Here is a 15,447-nt window from a genome sequence, read left to right as displayed (position 1 = left end):
CTCACTCGGAAGGTCCCGATGAACCGCACCCTGCTGGAAGCGGCCCGCACCGGCGACGCCGCGGCCGTCCGCGCCGCCCTCGCCGCGGGCGCCGACCCCGAGGCCCGCGACGCCCACCGCCGCACCCCTTTGCTGCTCGCCGCGTTGAACGACCACGTGGCCGCGGCCGAGATCCTCGTCGCGGCCGGTGCCGATCCGAACGCGCAGGACGACCGTGACGACAGCGCCTGGCTGGTCACGGGTGTCACCGGCAGCGTCGCCATGATGCGGACGCTGCTGCCCGCCCGCCCGGACCTGAAGGTCACCAACCGGTTCGGCGGCGTCTCCCTCATCCCCGCCTCCGAGCGCGGCCACGTCGACTACGTACGGGCCGTGCTGCGCGAGACCGACATCGACGTCGACCACGTCAACCGGCTGGGCTGGACCGCCCTCCTGGAGGCCGTGATCCTCGGCGACGGCGGCCGCGCGCACCAGGAGATCGTGGAGCTGCTCATCACCGCGGGCGCGACGCCCGGCCTGCCCGACGGCGACGGCCTCACGCCGCTCGACCACGCCGAGCGGCGCGGCTTCCCGAGATCGCCGGTCTGCTGAGGGCCGTACGGTGAGGCGCGCGGCCCTCGCCGCCCTGGCCGCCGCCGTGCTCGCCACCGGCTGCGCGGCGACGCGGGACGAGGCCGAGCCCGCCGACCGGCTCACGGACCAGGCCACTTCGGCCGCGCCCGCCCCTCGGGCCGTACCCCGGACGGCACGCTGCTCGTCGCCGACTTCGGTGCCGACACCGTCACCTTCGTCGACCCGGACCGGGGCCCCGTCGACTCGGTGAAGGTCGGCCGGGCCCCCTACGGCCTGGCCGTCGGCGCCGACGGGCGCGCCTGGGTCGCCACCGCCGAGGGCGTCGCCGTCGTCGACACGGCGACCCGCGAGCGTATGGACCTCGTCCCGTACGAGACGCGGAACCTGGGCCCCGTGACCGACGGCGAGTACCGCGGCGGCGGCATGGGCATCGCCCTCGCGCCCGACGGCGAGCACGTGTACGTGGGCGTCAACGTCCCGGGCGGAGCGGGCGCGTTGGAGACCATCGACACCAGGACGCGGACGGTCACCGACACCACGGATGTCGGCCGCCGCCCCTTCGACGTCGACGTGTCGCGCGACGGCCGGGAGGTGTACGCGACCGACCACGACTCGTTCGACGTCACGGTCGTCGACGCGCGCACGCACGACACGCGCCGCATCGAGGTCGCCCCCTACGGCACCGAGGGCGGCCTCGGCTCCTGGCTCAAGCCGCACTACGCCGCCGTCCGGCCGTCCGACGGCAAGCTGCTGCTGCCCTTCGAGGGCGAGCGGCTCGTCGTGCTCGACCCGCGGACCGGCCGCTCGACCGTCGAGCGGATGACGGCCGACACCCATCAGCACGGCGTGACGATCACCCCCGACGGCACCCTGCTCGCCGTCGGCACGGGCCCGATCGACCCGGCCGAGGACGAGGGCCCCTCCCTGACGGTGCGGACGAAGGACGGCAAGGAGAAGGTCGTCCCGCTCGAAGGGCCGCACGAGGACGTCGCCGTCTCCGCCGACGGCCGCACCGCGTACGTCACCGGCGGCTTCACCCGCGACGGCTACTGGAACGGCATCACCGTCGTCGACCTCGGCAGCGGCGACACCCGCAGACTGGCCGCCGGGGAACGGCCGTTGGGCATAGCCGTGCTGTAGCCGGGCCGCGGACCCGCCCCCCGGGCATAAGCGGTCATAGGATCACGAGGTGCGCACCCCCCGCCTCCTCGTGGCCCTCCCGGCCCTCGCCGTCCTCGCCGCCCTCACCGCCTGCGACGGCGGCGTCCACGGCACCCCGGGCAGGGCCGGGCTGCGCGACCCGTACTTCCCCAAGCTGGGCAACGGCGGATACGACGTCGGCCACTACGCCCTGGATCTGTCCTACGACCCCGACACGCACCGCCTGACCGGCACCGCCGACATCACGGCGAAGGCCGGGAAGGACCTCAGCGCGTTCAACCTCGACCTGACCGGGATGAAGGTCCGGAGCGTCACGGTCGACGGCGAGCCCGCCACGGCCAGCCGCGCCGGGCACGAGGTGACGGTCAGGCCGCACGACGAACTCCGGCGGGGCGCCACGTTCCGCACCGTCGTCCGCTACTCCGGAGAGCCCGCCACCATCACCGACCCGGACGGTTCGCGGGAGGGCTGGCTGCGGACCCCCGACGGCGCGCTCGGGCTCGGCGAGCCCACCGGTTCGATGGCCTGGTTCCCCGGCAACCACCACCCGTCGGACAAGGCGACGTACGACATCACGGTCACCGTCCCCAAGGGCCTGAAGGCCGTCTCCAACGGCGAGTCGAAGAGTACGCGGACCTCCGCCGACGGCGCGGGGACGACCTACGCCTGGCACGTCCCGCAGCCCATGGCGAGCTATCTGGCGACGGTCGCGATCGGCCGTTTCGAGACGAGCCGGTCCACGACACCCTCCGGACTGCCGGTCTACACGGCCGTCGATCCCCAGGAGGCGGCGGCGAGCGCGAAGGTGCTCGGCCGGCTCCCCGAGGTCGTCGCGTGGGAGGCGGAGAACTTCGGCCCGTACCCGTTCTCCTCCACCGGCGCGATCGTCGCCCGCGACGGCGCCGCGGGCTACGCCCTGGAGACGCAGAACCGCCCGGTCTTCCCCGGCGCCCCCGACATCGGCCTGCTCGTCCACGAGCTGGCGCACCAGTGGTACGGCGACTCGGTCACCCCGAAGTCGTGGCAGGACATGTGGCTCAACGAGGGCTTCGCGACGTACGCCGAGTGGCTGTGGGAGGAGGACCACGGGGGCGACACGGCGCAGCGGACCTTCGAGGCCCTCTACGACACCGACGGGAGCGACGCCGTCTGGTCCTTCCCGCCCGCCGACCCGCCCAGCGCCGCGCACATCTCGGACGCGCCGGTCTACGAACGCGGCGCGATGGTCCTGCACCGCGTCCGCCAGGTGATCGGCGACGCCGCGTTCGCGAAGCTCCTGCGGAGCTGGCCGACCGACCACAGGTACGGGAACGCGGACACGGACGACTTCACGGCATACGTGGAGAAGCGGAACCCCGGCAAGGAAGAGGCCCTTGCCGGGGTCTGGGAGGACTGGCTCTACGGCAGAGGCAAGCCGCAGCGGTCCCGTTGATCCGCCCGCCGATGTGACGCGGCGCGCTAGTTCACGTTGACCCCGGTCCAGGCGGCCGCGACCGCCGCCCGTTCGGCGCTGCTCGCGCCGTACAGGTCGGACGCCGCCTGGAGGGTGGCGGTGCGCGCGGCGGCGTAGTCCGTCGACGACGTCATGTACGTCGTCAGCGCCTTGTACCAGATCTGCTGGGCCTTGTCCCGGCCGATGCCGGTGACCGAGGAGCCGTTGTACGTCGGCGAGTTGTAGCTGACACCGTTGATGGTCTTCGCGCCGCTGCCCTCGCTGAGCAGGTAGAAGAAGTGGTTGGCGACGCCGGACGAGTAGTGCACGTCGAGGCGGCCCACGCTGCGCGACCAGTAGTCGGCGGACCCGCCGTCCTTGCTGGGCTTGTCCATGTAGCGCAGCGGGGTGCCGTCGCCGTTGATGTCGATCTTCTCGCCGATGAGGTAGTCGCCGACGTCCGCGGAGTTGGCGGCGTGGAACTCCACCGCGGTGCCGAAGATGTCGGAGGTCGCCTCGTTCAGACCACCGGACTCGCGGCTGTACTTGAGGCCCGCGGTGGCGGCGGTGAGGCCGTGGCTCATCTCGTGCCCGGCGACGTCGAGGGAGGTCAGCGGGTGCTGGTTGCTGATCCCGTCCCCGTACGTCATGCAGAAGCAGCTGTCGTTCCAGAAGGCGTTGACGTACGCGTTGCCGTAGTGGACGCGGCTGTAGGCGGCCTTGCCGTCACCGGCGATGCCGTTGCGGTTGAAGGCTTCCTTGTAGAAGTCCCAGGTCTCGGCGGCTCCGTAGGCGGCGTCGACGGCGGCGGTCTGCCGGTTGCTCACCGTCCCGTCGCCCCAGGTGTCGTCGGCGTCGTGGAAGAGGGTGCCGGTGCCGGACGTGCCGCCGTTGAGGTCGTACGTCTTGTGGCCGCCGCGCCCGCCGTCGGTCAGGTCGAAGCCGCCGGAGGCGGAGGCGGTGCTGCCGACGGCGACGGTGCCGCTGTACTCGCTGACGCCCGTGCCGTTCTCGATGGCCTGGTAGCGGTACAGCTCCTTGCCGCTGGTGGCATCGGTGACGACGTGCAGCTCGCTGGGGGTGCCGTCCTTCTGGGTCCCGGTCACGACCGTCTCGTACGCGAGCACGGGCGCGGCGGACTTGTCGGCCGCCCACACGATCTTCCGTACGGAGTCGGCGGCGGCGCCCTTGATGGACTTGTCGGCGGCGACGGCGGACTTCTTCGCGGCGGCGGTGCTCGTCGCGGCGTCCGTCGACGCCACGGATATCGCACCCTTGCGGGCCTTCGTGGAGCCCTTGAGCGCGCCGTCCTTCGCGGTGTGCACGACGAGGTCACCGCCGAGGACGGGCAGTCCGTCGAAGGTCCGCTCGTAGCGGGTGTGGACGGTGCCGTCCGCGTCCTTGACGACGTCGCGGGCGACGAGCTTCTCGCCGTCGGCGAGGCCGAGCCGGCCGGCCGTGGCGGAGGCGTCGGCCTGCGCGTCCTTGAGGGCCGTGGCCCGTTGGGAGGCGCTGAGGGGGAGGGCGGCGGCGCCTTCCGCGCGGTCGGCGGCGCTGGCGGACGTGCCCGTCTGGACGCCGAGGACGACCATCGCGGCGGAGGCGACGAGGGCGGCGAGGCGGGGAGCGGTAGAGCGGTGTCTCACTCGGACTCCTTGGTGACCCGGAGAGTGCGTGGGGGGCGCGGGGAGAGAGTGACACCGGGCAGCCCTCGTTTGACAGGCCGCCGTCAAAGTTTTGCCGGTTCGTGTCCGGATGGGGCGGGAGGCTGTCCGTTAATCGACGGGGCTCGGCCGGTTCGCGCCCTTGCGCACCACTCGGCAGGGCCGTGCGAGACGACGGTCGGGCCGTTCCGGCCCCTGGGGCGATCGAGCAGCGGGATCCGGGGCGGGGTTCCGTGGCCTGCCCGGCATGGCTGACACCGTCGCCCTCCGAAGCGATGCCGAGACGGAACATGCGCTGGACGTTCTCACGGGCGACGCCAACTCCCGGTCCGCCGCTGTTCGGCAGGCCGTAGGGGAGGCCGCTCTCCGCAAGGAGAGGGCGGCGGCCATGCGGCGGGCGGTGTCACGGATGCCGAGAGGGGAGCCGGACGGGGGCGATGCCGGAGCGGAGATCGCGCGCGATCGCGAAGGCCGGCGCTGATGATCTCTCTCGATACGGCCGCGGTCGTGAAGCTCGTCCCTGCGGAAGCCGAGTCGCAGGCGCTGCGTGCGTGGCGCGACGAGCGGGCGGAGACCGGGGGCGAGCTCTGTTCTGCTGGAGATCGAGGCCTCGCGTGCCCTGGCCCGCTACGCCCCGGAGGCGGTGACGAGGCTGCACCCGGTGCTTGATCTCATCGAACCGCTGGAACGCGACGCGGCCACCCGGGTCCTGGCGCAGACCGTGAAGCCCGTGACCGTGCGGGGCTCGGACGCGGTGCACTTGGCGACAGTCCTGCGGAGGGGGTCGCGGCGCACGTCGTTCGTCACCTACGACAAGCGGCTCGCCGACGCCGCACGTCGTTCGTCACCTACGACAAGCGGCTCGCCGACGCCGCACGTGACGCCGGGCTGTCGGTGGAGGCTCCCGCTTGAGCCGTCGCCGAGGGGGCGGAGTGCGAAGAAGCGCGGCCCTCGGTGCGCATGTCGCACACCGAGGGCCGCCCCAACTGCCTCACGAACCTCAGACGTTGACGCCGAAGTCCTGCGCGATGCCCGTCAGGCCCGAGGCGTAGCCCTGGCCGACGGCGCGGAACTTCCACTCCGCGCCGTTGCGGTACAGCTCACCGAAGACCATCGCCGTCTCCGTCGCCGCGTCCTCGGAGAGGTCGTAGCGGGCGATCTCCGTGCCACCGGTCTGGTTCACGATGCGGATGTACGCGTTGCGCACCTGGCCGAAGTTCTGCGAGCGGGTCTCGGCGTCGTAGATCGAGACCGGGAAGACGATCTTGTCGACGTCGGCCGGCAGGGCCGCCAGGTTGACGTTGATCGCCTCGTCGTCGCCCGCGCCCTCGCCGGAGCGGTTGTCACCGGTGTGGACGATGGACTGGTCCGGCGTCTGCTTGTTGTTGAAGAACACGAAGTGGGCGTCCGAGTAGACCTTGCCCTGCGTGTTCACCGCGATCGCGGAGGCGTCCAGGTCGAAGTCGGTGCCGGTGGTGGTGCGGACGTCCCAGCCGAGGCCCACGGTGACGGCGGTCAGGCCCGGAGCCTCCTTGGTGAGCGAGACGTTGCCACCCTTGGACAGGCTTACAGCCATGGTTCGGGAGTCCCTTCCCTCGTTTAAGTACGGCGTACGTGATGTACGTGTGCAGCCGAAGCTACTCGTACCCGTATGAACGCGGAGAGGGGTACCTCAGGTTCCAGGTCTCTTTACTTTCTTTACCCGGATGTCCGGAAGCCGGTCGGAGCCCCGGAAATACGGGTGACGCGGAGCGTACGGACACGCGACCATGGACGCATGTCCGGTCCTTATCCCATCCGCGGTTCGGTCGTCCTTCCGGAGGCCGAGCTCCTCTGGCGTTTCTCGCGGTCGTCCGGGCCGGGCGGGCAGCACGTCAACACCAGCGACTCGCAGGTGGAGCTCCGCTTCGACCTGGCCGCCACGAAGGCGCTGCCCGAGGTGTGGAAGGCGCGCGCCCTGGAGCGGCTCGCCTCCCGTCTGGTGGACGGCGTCGTCTCCGTACGGGCCTCGGACCACCGCTCGCAGTGGCGCAACAGGGAGACGGCGGCGACCCGCCTGGCCGCCCTGCTCGCGGAGGCCAGCGCCCCGCCGCCCAAGCAGCGCCGCCCCACCCGCATCCCCCGGGGGATCAACGAACGCCGCCTTCGGGAGAAGAAGGCGCGCTCCGACACCAAGCGCGGCCGCACGGGCCGGGACTGGTAACCCCACCGGTCCCACCCGCCCTACCGGTCCCCCCTGGTCCCACCGGTCTCATCCGACCGGTCCGACGGGCTACCCCAGGTGCCGGTAGCGCCCGCGGAAGTACGTCAGCGGGCCCCCGTCCGCGCTCGGCACCGCCGCGCCGAGCACCCGCCCGATCACCAGCGTGTGGTCCCCGGCCACGACCCGCTGCTCCGTGCGGCACTCCAGCGTCGCCAGCGCCCCGCCGACCAGCGGGGCGTTCGTGTGCTCACCGCGTACGTAGGGGATGTCCTCGAAGAGGAGGCGGTCGCTGATGCGGCCCTTCATCGCGAACCGGCCCGCGATGTGGCTCTGGGACTCGGAGAGGACCGAGACGGCCCACAGGGGCTGGTCGTCGAGGAGGTCGTCCATCCGGGAGCTGTTGCGCAGCGACACCATGACCAGCGGCGGGTCGAGGGACACCGACATGAACGCGGTGGCCGTCATCCCGGCGTCCTCCCCGACCGGTCCGTCGGGGTCGAGCGCGGGCTCGTGCGCGGTCAGCAGGACGACGCCGGCGGCGAGGCGGGACAGGGCTGCGCGGAAATCGTCGTTGCTCACCCCCTCAGCATGCCCGGGGGAGCGGGGTGCGGGGGTGACGGGAGCGGCGGGGGGAGTGGCAGGGGGAGTCTTCAACACACCTGAGACGCTAACCTCGCGTCCACGCGCTCCGCATCGGGCCGACGACCGAGACCGGTCCTAGGACTCCGGCCCCATCGGCGGCGCCCGCCAAGGCCCGCCAAGGCCCGATCGGGGTCCGGCCCCGGGGTTCCGTCACCGCCCGCGTTCAGCAAACGCACAGACTCCGCACGGAAAGCCGCCCCAACCCTCCATAACCTGCTGTGACTTGAGTCACAGGGGCCATATTTTGTTGACCCTGTGTACCGGGTGGGCAGCGCGCTGTGATTCAGTGGCGGACGACACTGCGAGATGAACGTGCTGCTGCACGTGCGAGTGAGAACAGAGCCGATCAGAATTCTGGAGTGCTGTCGAGGTCTCGGGGAGAACTGAGCATGGAGACCGAGTCGGAGCCCTACGTCCGTCTTGCGACCCTGCGTCAGCTGCACCAGGTCATGGCGGACATGAACACCGCCCGCAGTCTGGCCGACACCTTGCAGACCGTCGCCGACGGTGTCGTCAACGGGCTCGGTTACGAGCTGGCCTGCGTCAATCTCGTACGCCCCGACGGAGACCTGGTCGTCGCCGCCTTCGCGGGGAACTCCGCCGCCGAAGCCCTGATCACCGGCCGGGTCGGCTCCCGCGCCTCCTGGGACCGCCGCCTGAACATGGGCGAGCGCTGGGGCGAGCTGCGCTTCATCCCGTACACCGAGGGCTGGATCCTCGACGAGGACGACGTGCCGCAGTGGTTCACCGACGGGCCGCCGCCCCGGTTCGACGACGAGTGGCACCCCTCCGACCGGCTCTTCGCCCCGATGTTCGCGACCGGCGCCTCCGGCGGCGAGCTGCTCGGCGTCATATCCGTCGACCGCCCGCGCAACGGACGCAGGCCGGGCGCCTGGGGCCGTGAAGCCCTTCAGATGTACGCCTTCCAGGCCGCGATCGCGATCAGCAACGCCCGGCTGCGCGCCAACATGCAGCGCGCCCTCGTCCGCCTGGAGCGCGAGCAGCAGGCCCTGCGCGCCAGCGAGGAGAGCTTCCGCCAGGCCTTCGAGTACGCGCCCTCCGGGATGGCCATCGCCGAGATGGGCGGGGACCAGCACGGCCGGATCCTGCGGACCAACGACGCGCTGTGCCGCCTCCTGGGCCGGCCCGCCTCCGCGATGCGGCGCTACTCCTTCTCCGACCTCGTCCACCCCGAGGACATAGGCACCCTGCTGCGCACCTCCGCCGAGGGCGGCCGCGCCGAGCTGCGGCTCGGGCGGCGCGACAACACGTACGTCTGGGTCAGCCTGCGCAACTCCGTGGTGGCGGACGCCGCCGACGGGCCGCGCTTCCTGCTCACGCACGTCGAGGACATAGAGGAGCGCAAGCGCCGCGAGCTCCAGCTCGCCCACCGCGCCTCGCACGACTCCCTGACCGGCCTGCCGAACTCGGCCGAGCTGCGCTCCCGCCTCTCCGCCCGGCTCTGCCGGCGCCCCCGGGAGGCCAGGCCGAGCGCCGTCGACTCGCTGGACGCGGCGTACGGGGACCACGGCGCCCTCGCGGCCACGGACTCCAACGGGCACGGCTTCGACTTCGCCGCCGTCCACGGCTCCGGCCTCTACGACGGGCTCGACGGCTTCGACCACCATGTGCACGTGGCGGCACCCGGCGGTGACGACTCGGGCGCGGACGACGGCACCAAGGGCCTCGCCGTCCTCTTCTGCGACCTCGACGGCTTCAAGTCGATCAACGACCGGTTCGGGCACAACGCGGGCGACGCGGTCCTCATCGAGGTCGCCCGGCGCCTGACCAGCGTGGTGCGGGACGGCGACACGGTCGCCCGGCTCGGCGGCGACGAGTTCGTGGTGCTCGCCGACGGACTCGGCCGGGCCGACGCCCAGGACCTCGCCGTCAGGTTGCGGAACGCCATCATTCCGCCGATTCGGGTGGACGGCCGCGCGGTGCGCGTCGGCGCCAGTTTCGGCATCGGCTGGGCCCACTGCGGGATGACCGCCGACGAGGTCCTGAGCTCCGCTGACCAGCGGATGTACATAGAGAAAAGATCGCGTGCCAAGCAGCACAGGCGCGCCGGCTGACCGTGCCCGGCACCGCGGTTCCCCGGTCTCGGTGAGGTCAAGGCCACTCCTTGGGGTGACTCGCAGCGGGTACGCTCGCCCCGGTAAGCAAACGTGTAGGGAGTGATCAGGGATGGCGCCCGGCAACAACGGCGCGAGCACCACGCCCGAGGACGACGATCCGTTCGGCTATCTGTACGCCGACGGACAGGCGGCCGGGGCGACCCCGCCCAGCGGTGGGGGCGGCGGCTACGGCTACCCGAATCCCCGTACACCCCGTTCGTACAACCAGGTCCGCGCGGTCGGCGAGCGCCAGTACGGGCAGCAGCCCGCGCAGCCGACCCAGCCGACCCAGGCGTATCAGCAGCCGAACACGTACTACCAGGCGCCCGAGACGCTGGCCGGTGGTGGCGTGCCCACCCAGCCGGGTCCGCCGCAGGCGCCGTCGCGCGGCCGGGGCTCCGGCGGGCGTGGTCCGAACACCAAGGCGCTGCTCATCGGCGCGGTCGCGGTGGTCGCGGCCGTCGTCATCGGCATCAGCGTGGCCATGCTCAGCAACGACTCGAGCGACGACAAGGGCGGCGAGGCCGGAGCCACGCCGTCGAGCGACTCGCAGACGGTGAAGCCCAGCCAGACCCCGTCGAAGTCGGCCGCGGCCGACCCGGTCGACCTGCCGAAGACGGACGCGAAGACCCTCAAGCTCGCCGGTGGCACCGCCGTGGCCTCCGACGTGAAGGGCGCGAAGGCGGCGGGCGGTGTGTACGTCGCGGGGTTCGACAAGGTCGGCGCGAGCGTCACCTGGACCGTCAACGACATCCCCAAGGACGGCCAGTACCGCCTGTACGTCAACTACGGCGTGCCCGGCAAGGACTCCGACGCCACGATCAACGTCAACGGCACGAAGCAGTCCCGCCCCCTGAACATGAAGAACTTCGCCGGTGCCGGTGAAGGCGACTGGGAGAAGGGCTGGACCAACACCTGGGCCATCGTCCAGCTCACCAAGGGGACGAACGCGATCACGGTCTCCTGCGAGCAGGGCAACACGTGCGACGCGAACCTCGACCAGATGTGGCTGACCGGCGGGAACGGCTGAGCCGTCCGGCCGGGCCTAGGCCGCCCCGAGTCGTTCGGCGACCGTGACCCGGCCGACCAGGTCCTCGTAGGTCGGCCGGTCGAACTCGCCGGCCACCGGTGAGACCACCGTGGCCGCCGACAGGGCGACCGCGCGGGCCAGCCGGTCGGGCCACGGCAGGCGCTCCGCGTGGCCGGAGAGCAGTCCCGCGACCGCCGAGTCGCCGGCGCCCGTCGGGTTGCCGGCCAGCCGGTCGGGGGCCGGGGCCCGCCACTCGCCGTCCGGGGTCAGGGCGCACAGCCCCTTGGCGCCGAGCGAGGCCACCACGGCGTGCGCGCCGCGCCTGCGGGCGTCCTTCATGGCCTGCAACGGCTCGTGGGAGCCGGTGAGTTCGGCCAGCTCGTCCGCGTTCGGCTTGACCATGTCGGGGCGGGCCGCGACACCGCGCCGCAGCGGTTCGCCACTGGTGTCGAGCAGCACCGGCACGGACGCCGCCCTGGCCGCCCGTACGAGCGTCGCGTACGCGCCGACCGGGACGCCCGGGGGCAGGCTGCCGCACAGGGCCACCGCGGACGCGGAGCGCAGCAGGTGCTCGTACGCCTCCTGGAAGGCCGACCACTCGGCCGGTGAGATCAGCGGGCCCGGCTCGTTCAGCTGGGTCGTGTCGCCGGTCGAGGTGTCGACGACGGCGACCGTGCGACGGGTCGAACCGTTGACGGGGACGAGGGCGTCCGACATCCCCTCGGCGTCGCGGAGCCGGTCCTGGAGCGAGCGTCCCGTCGCGCCGCCCACGAAGCCCGTGACGGTCACCTCGTGGCCGAGCGCGGCGAGCACCCTGGCCACGTTCAGGCCCTTGCCGCCGGGCCGTTCGGTGACCTCGGTGACGCGGTGCGAGGCGTGCGGGCGCAGCGCCTTGACCCGGTAGGTGATGTCGAGCGCGGTGTTCAGCGTGACGGTGAGGATCACCTGGCCCCTCCCCCTTACGTACTTTCGGTAACGGGGGCCGATCATGCCAAAGTCAGGGCGGTTGGCCCAGACCTCGGACCAACCGCCCTGACCGGCACCCGACCGGCACCTGGCCGGCAAGGGAGTTACGGCTGGACGATCCACTCGCCCTGGCGCATCACGCCCTTGAGCTCGAACTCCTCGTCCAGGACGACCAGATCAGCGTCCTTGCCGGGGTCGAGCGAGCCCACGGTGTCGTAGATCCCCAGGAGCTTGGCGGGGTTGGCGGAGATCGCGCTGACGATGTCCTCGACCGGCAGCCCGTCGATCGTGGCCGCCCGCTTGAACGCCCGGTCCAGGGTGAGCGTGGAGCCCGCGATGGAGCCGCCCTCGACGAGCCGCGCCACGCTGTCCTTCACCTCGACCTCCAGCGGGCCGAGCATGTAGCGCCCGTCGCCGAACCCGGCGGCGTCCATCGCGTCCGTGATGAAGGCGACCTTGTCACCGCCCTTGTGGTGGAAGGCCAGTTCGAGGGCGGCGGGGTGCAGATGCGTGCCGTCGTTGATCAGCTCGACGGTGATCCGGTCGTCCTCCAGGAGCGCGGCGATCGGGCCGGGCGCGCGGTGGCCGAGGGCCGGCATCGCGTTGTAGAGGTGGGTGGCGACCGTGGCGCCGGCGTCGATGGCCTGCACCGTCTGCTCGTACGTCGCGTCGGTGTGGCCGATCGCGGCGATCACGCCGTGCTCGGCGAGCAGCCGTACGGAGTCGACGCCGCCGGGCAGTTCGGTGGCGAGCGTGACCATCTTGGCGCGGCCGCGCGCGGCGTCGATCAGCTTGCGGACCTCGGCCGGGTCGGGGTCGCGCAGCAGCGTCTCGTCGTGGGCGCCCTTGCGGCACGGCGAGATGAACGGGCCCTCGAAGTGGATGCCGGCGATCTCGCCCTGCTCGGCCAGCTCGGAGAGCAGGCCCGCGCGCTGGGTCAGGAAGTCCATCTCGCCGGTGACGAAGGAGGTGACGACCGTCGTCGTGCCGTGCAGCCGGTGGGTGTGGACGCCCTTGAGGATCTCCTCGACGGTGCCGGAGGTGAAGGACGCGCCGCCGCCGCCGTGGTTGTGCATGTCGACGAAGCCGGGCACCACCCAGTGGCCGGAGAGGTCGACGACCGCGGCGTCCGCGGGAGCGCTCCCGGCGATTCTTCTGCCGTCGACGATGACGCGTCCGTCGGTGACGGTCCCGGTGGGCAGTACCACCTTGGCGCCGGCGAGCACCTTTGCTGTGGCCATCAGGCGGTTACCTCCGAGGGTCCAGTGGGTCCAGTGGTGTCGAGCAGGTCCCAGGCGAGGAGCCCCGCGCCCAGGCATCCGGCGGTGTCCCCGAGGACGGCCGGGACGATCGAGGGAAGCGACTGGAACGTCACGCGCTCCGCGACGGCCGCCCGCAGTGGTGTGAACAAGGTTTCCCCGGCCTCGGCGAGACCGCCACCGATGATCAGCGTGCGCGGGTCCAGCAGAGTGAGCGCCATGACCAGGCCGTCGGCGAGCGCGTCCACGGCGTCCTGCCAGACCTTGGCGGCCATCGGGTCCCCGGCGTCCACGGCCCGCGCGCAGTCCGCCGCGGTGGCCTTCTCGTCGCCGCTCGCGGCCTGCCAGGCCAGGGTGACCGCGGACGCGGACGCGTACCGCTCCAGGCAGCCGCGCTGACCGCAGCCGCAGGGCACGCCGCCGGGGCGCACCACCACGTGGCCGATCTCGCCCGCGGAGCCGTGCGCGCCGGGTTCGATGCGGCCCGCGATGCCGATGGCCCCCGCGATCCCGGTGCCCAGCGGCAGGAACAGGAACCGGTCGGCGTCCCGGCCCGCGCCGAGCCGCCCTCGCCGAGGCCGCCGGTGCGCACGTCGTGGCCGAGGGCGACGGGGATGGCGCCCAGGCGCTCGCTGAGCAGGGCCCGCATGGGGACGTCGCGCCAGCCGAGGTTGGCGGCGAACAGCGCGATCCCGTTCGCCTCGTCGACGACGCCGGGCACGGCGACGCCGGCGGCCACCGCGGGCTCGCCGAGGTGCTCCTCGCCGTACGCGCGCAGCTCGGCGGCGAAGTCGAGGATCGACGCGACGACCGCGTCGGCGCCGCGCTCGCGATCCGTGGCCCGGCGCGCCTGGTGCAGCAGCGCGCCGTCCGCCCCTACCAGGGCGGCCTTCATTCCGGTGCCGCCCACGTCCAGGGCGATGACATGTCTCACGGGGGACAGTGTCGCGCGTGCACCCCTGAGAGGTCTAGTCCACTGCGCGAGGAGCATGGTCAACTCGCGGGCGCTCCTGGGGAGGTGTGACCGGTTGTCGAACGTGCGTTTCCGCTGTGAGCCGCATGTGGTGTAGACCTTGTGCGACCGTGGGAGATCCTCGCGGCGATCGAGCAGGGCAGGGGTGGGTGCGGCAGTGCGCAAGGGGAGGGTGGCGCTGACCGCGGCGGCCGCGCTGGGTGTCGTGGCGACGTCCGCGCTGGTGACGGGCTGCGGAAGCGGCGGTTCCGACGATGTGACGCTCAAGCTGGTCGCCGCCGACTACGGCGACTCCTCGGCCAATGGCTCCCAGAAGTACTGGGACGAACTGACCGCGGCCTTCGAGAAGGACCACCCGGGCATCAAGGTCGACGTCGACGTCTACTCGTGGGACGTCGTCGACGACAAGGTCAAGGAGATGGTCGACGCGGGCAAGGCCCCCGACATGGCGCAGATCGGCGCGTACGCCGACTACGCCGCCGCGGGCAAGCTCTACTCCGCCGACCGGCTGCTCTCCATACCCGTCCAGGCCGACTTCCTGAGCGAGACGCGCGACGCCAGCCAGGTCGACGGCGTGCAGTACGGGCTGCCGTTCGCCGCCTCCACGCGCCGCCTCTTCTACAACAAGACGCTCTTCGAGAAGGCCGACATCGAGCCGCCGAAGACCTGGTCGCAGCTGGTCGCCGACGCCCGCGCGCTCAAGGCGCAGGGCGTGCGCTACCCCTTCGCGCTGCCGCTCGGCAAGGAAGAGGCGCAGGCCGAGACGCTGATCTGGACGCTGAGCAACGGCGGCGGCTACATCGACGACGTCGGCGGCTACGCCATCGACGACAAGCGGAACATCGCGGCCGTCGACTGGCTCAAGAAGGACCTGGTCGACGCGGGCCTCACCGGCCCCGTCACCCCCGCCAAGCTCAACCGGACCCCGGCCTTCCAGGCGTTCGCCGCCGGCCAGGTCGGCATGCTCGCCGGGCACCCCACGCTGATGAACATGGCCAAGGCGAAGAAGCTCGACTACGGCGATGTCGCCATCCCCGGCCCCGACGGCACGCCCAGGTCCACGATGGGCGTGAACGACTGGATGATGGCGTTCAAGCAGGGCGGCCACCCCGACCAGGTCGGCGACTTCCTCGACTACGTGTACAGCGAGAAGAACGTCCTCGCGTTCTCCCGCGAGTACACCCTCGCCCCGGTGACCGTCTCGGCGTCCGAGACGATGGCGTCGTCGGCCCGCGACAAGGACATCCGGCCGTTCATCGACGAGCTCAGCGGCGCCACGTTCTACCCGGCGAACAAGACGTCGTGGCCGCAGGTCAGCGCCGACATCAAGGCGCAGATCGGCACGGCCGTCTCGGGCGACGTCAGCGCGGCGGCCGTCCTCGGCGGGATCCAGAACTCCGCGGCGGCCGCGGAAGCCGCCGAGTAGC

10 protein-coding genes and 3 pseudogenes are annotated in these 15,447 nt (G+C 72.0%); 7 read left to right on the top strand and 6 right to left on the bottom strand.

What is annotated here, in order from left to right:
• Positions 1-18: 18 nt before the first annotated feature.
• The 3 genes and pseudogenes from V2W30_RS18080 (at position 19) to V2W30_RS18070 (ending at position 3,166) form a co-directional block, all read left to right on the top strand.
• A pseudogene (locus V2W30_RS18080) lies at positions 19-605 on the top strand (ankyrin repeat domain-containing protein).
• Positions 602-1,713: pseudogene (locus V2W30_RS18075) on the top strand (YncE family protein). Before V2W30_RS18080 ends, V2W30_RS18075 begins: the two co-directional pseudogenes overlap by 4 nt.
• Positions 1,714-1,762: 49 nt before the next feature.
• Positions 1,763-3,166: a M1 family metallopeptidase gene (locus V2W30_RS18070; RefSeq protein ID WP_338697848.1), complete on the top strand. Its 1,404-nt coding sequence runs from the start codon at positions 1,763-1,765 to the stop codon at positions 3,164-3,166.
• Between the two features lie 26 nt (positions 3,167-3,192).
• Here V2W30_RS18070 and V2W30_RS18065 read toward each other — a convergent pair whose 3' ends face one another.
• Positions 3,193-4,758, bottom strand: a complete 1,566-nt coding sequence (locus V2W30_RS18065; RefSeq protein WP_338703665.1) for a M4 family metallopeptidase — start codon at positions 4,756-4,758, stop codon at positions 3,193-3,195.
• Positions 4,759-5,830: 1,072 nt separating this feature from the next.
• On the bottom strand, positions 5,831-6,406 hold the full coding sequence (locus V2W30_RS18060) for a TerD family protein (protein WP_338697847.1): 576 nt from the start codon (positions 6,404-6,406) through the stop codon (positions 5,831-5,833).
• A gap of 201 nt (positions 6,407-6,607) precedes the next feature.
• Between V2W30_RS18060 and arfB the strand changes: the two genes are divergently transcribed.
• On the top strand, positions 6,608-7,033 hold the full coding sequence (arfB, locus tag V2W30_RS18055; protein ID WP_338697846.1) for an alternative ribosome rescue aminoacyl-tRNA hydrolase ArfB: 426 nt from the start codon (positions 6,608-6,610) through the stop codon (positions 7,031-7,033).
• A 69-nt stretch (positions 7,034-7,102) separates the two neighbouring features.
• Here arfB and V2W30_RS18050 read toward each other — a convergent pair whose 3' ends face one another.
• The gene (locus tag V2W30_RS18050; RefSeq protein ID WP_338697844.1) at positions 7,103-7,690 is read right to left on the bottom strand and encodes a flavin reductase family protein; all 588 of its coding nucleotides are present in this window, start codon (positions 7,688-7,690) and stop codon (positions 7,103-7,105) included.
• A 374-nt stretch (positions 7,691-8,064) separates the two neighbouring features.
• On the opposite strand from V2W30_RS18050, the gene cdgB reads away from it, so the two are divergent.
• On the top strand, positions 8,065-9,750 hold the full coding sequence (cdgB, locus tag V2W30_RS18045) for a diguanylate cyclase CdgB (RefSeq protein ID WP_338697842.1): 1,686 nt from the start codon (positions 8,065-8,067) through the stop codon (positions 9,748-9,750).
• 112 nt (positions 9,751-9,862) lie between these two features.
• The gene (locus tag V2W30_RS18040; RefSeq protein ID WP_338697840.1) at positions 9,863-10,822 is read left to right on the top strand and encodes a carbohydrate-binding protein; all 960 of its coding nucleotides are present in this window, start codon (positions 9,863-9,865) and stop codon (positions 10,820-10,822) included.
• 15 nt (positions 10,823-10,837) lie between these two features.
• On the opposite strand, the gene V2W30_RS18035 is transcribed toward V2W30_RS18040, so the two are convergent.
• From V2W30_RS18035 to V2W30_RS18025, 3 genes and pseudogenes are all read right to left on the bottom strand, one after another.
• The gene (locus V2W30_RS18035; RefSeq protein WP_338697838.1) at positions 10,838-11,767 is read right to left on the bottom strand and encodes a 1-phosphofructokinase family hexose kinase; all 930 of its coding nucleotides are present in this window, start codon (positions 11,765-11,767) and stop codon (positions 10,838-10,840) included.
• A 125-nt stretch (positions 11,768-11,892) separates the two neighbouring features.
• Positions 11,893-13,029, bottom strand: coding sequence for an N-acetylglucosamine-6-phosphate deacetylase (gene nagA / locus V2W30_RS18030; protein ID WP_338697837.1), 1,137 nt, complete (start codon positions 13,027-13,029; stop codon positions 11,893-11,895).
• A pseudogene (locus V2W30_RS18025) lies at positions 13,029-13,981 on the bottom strand (ROK family protein). Before V2W30_RS18025 ends, nagA begins: the two are co-directional and overlap by 1 nt.
• A gap of 196 nt (positions 13,982-14,177) precedes the next feature.
• On the opposite strand from V2W30_RS18025, the gene V2W30_RS18020 reads away from it, so the two are divergent.
• Positions 14,178-15,446 (top strand): ABC transporter substrate-binding protein, encoded by a 1,269-nt coding sequence (locus tag V2W30_RS18020; RefSeq protein WP_338697835.1) that lies wholly within the window; start codon positions 14,178-14,180, stop codon positions 15,444-15,446.
• Position 15,447: the final 1 nt, after the last annotated feature.

It is taken from the genome of Streptomyces sp. Q6, from assembly GCF_036967205.1.
Classification (GTDB): domain Bacteria; phylum Actinomycetota; class Actinomycetes; order Streptomycetales; family Streptomycetaceae; genus Streptomyces; species Streptomyces citrinus.
The sequence above is the reverse complement of the archived record's forward strand: the minus strand, read 5'-3'. Positions and strand labels throughout refer to the sequence as shown.

Bases quoted from the DNA above. Each gene is read 5' to 3' on its own strand.
- V2W30_RS18065 (WP_338703665.1), bottom strand. From the start codon at position 4,758: ATGGTCGTCCTCGGCGTCCAGACGGGCACGTCCGCCAGCGCCGCCGAC.
- V2W30_RS18060 (WP_338697847.1), bottom strand. From the start codon at position 6,406: ATGGCTGTAAGCCTGTCCAAGGGTGGCAACGTCTCGCTCACCAAGGAG.
- arfB (WP_338697846.1), top strand. From the start codon at position 6,608: ATGTCCGGTCCTTATCCCATCCGCGGTTCGGTCGTCCTTCCGGAGGCC.
- cdgB (WP_338697842.1), top strand. From the start codon at position 8,065: ATGGAGACCGAGTCGGAGCCCTACGTCCGTCTTGCGACCCTGCGTCAG.
- V2W30_RS18040 (WP_338697840.1), top strand. From the start codon at position 9,863: ATGGCGCCCGGCAACAACGGCGCGAGCACCACGCCCGAGGACGACGAT.
- nagA (WP_338697837.1), bottom strand. From the start codon at position 13,029: ATGGCCACAGCAAAGGTGCTCGCCGGCGCCAAGGTGGTACTGCCCACC.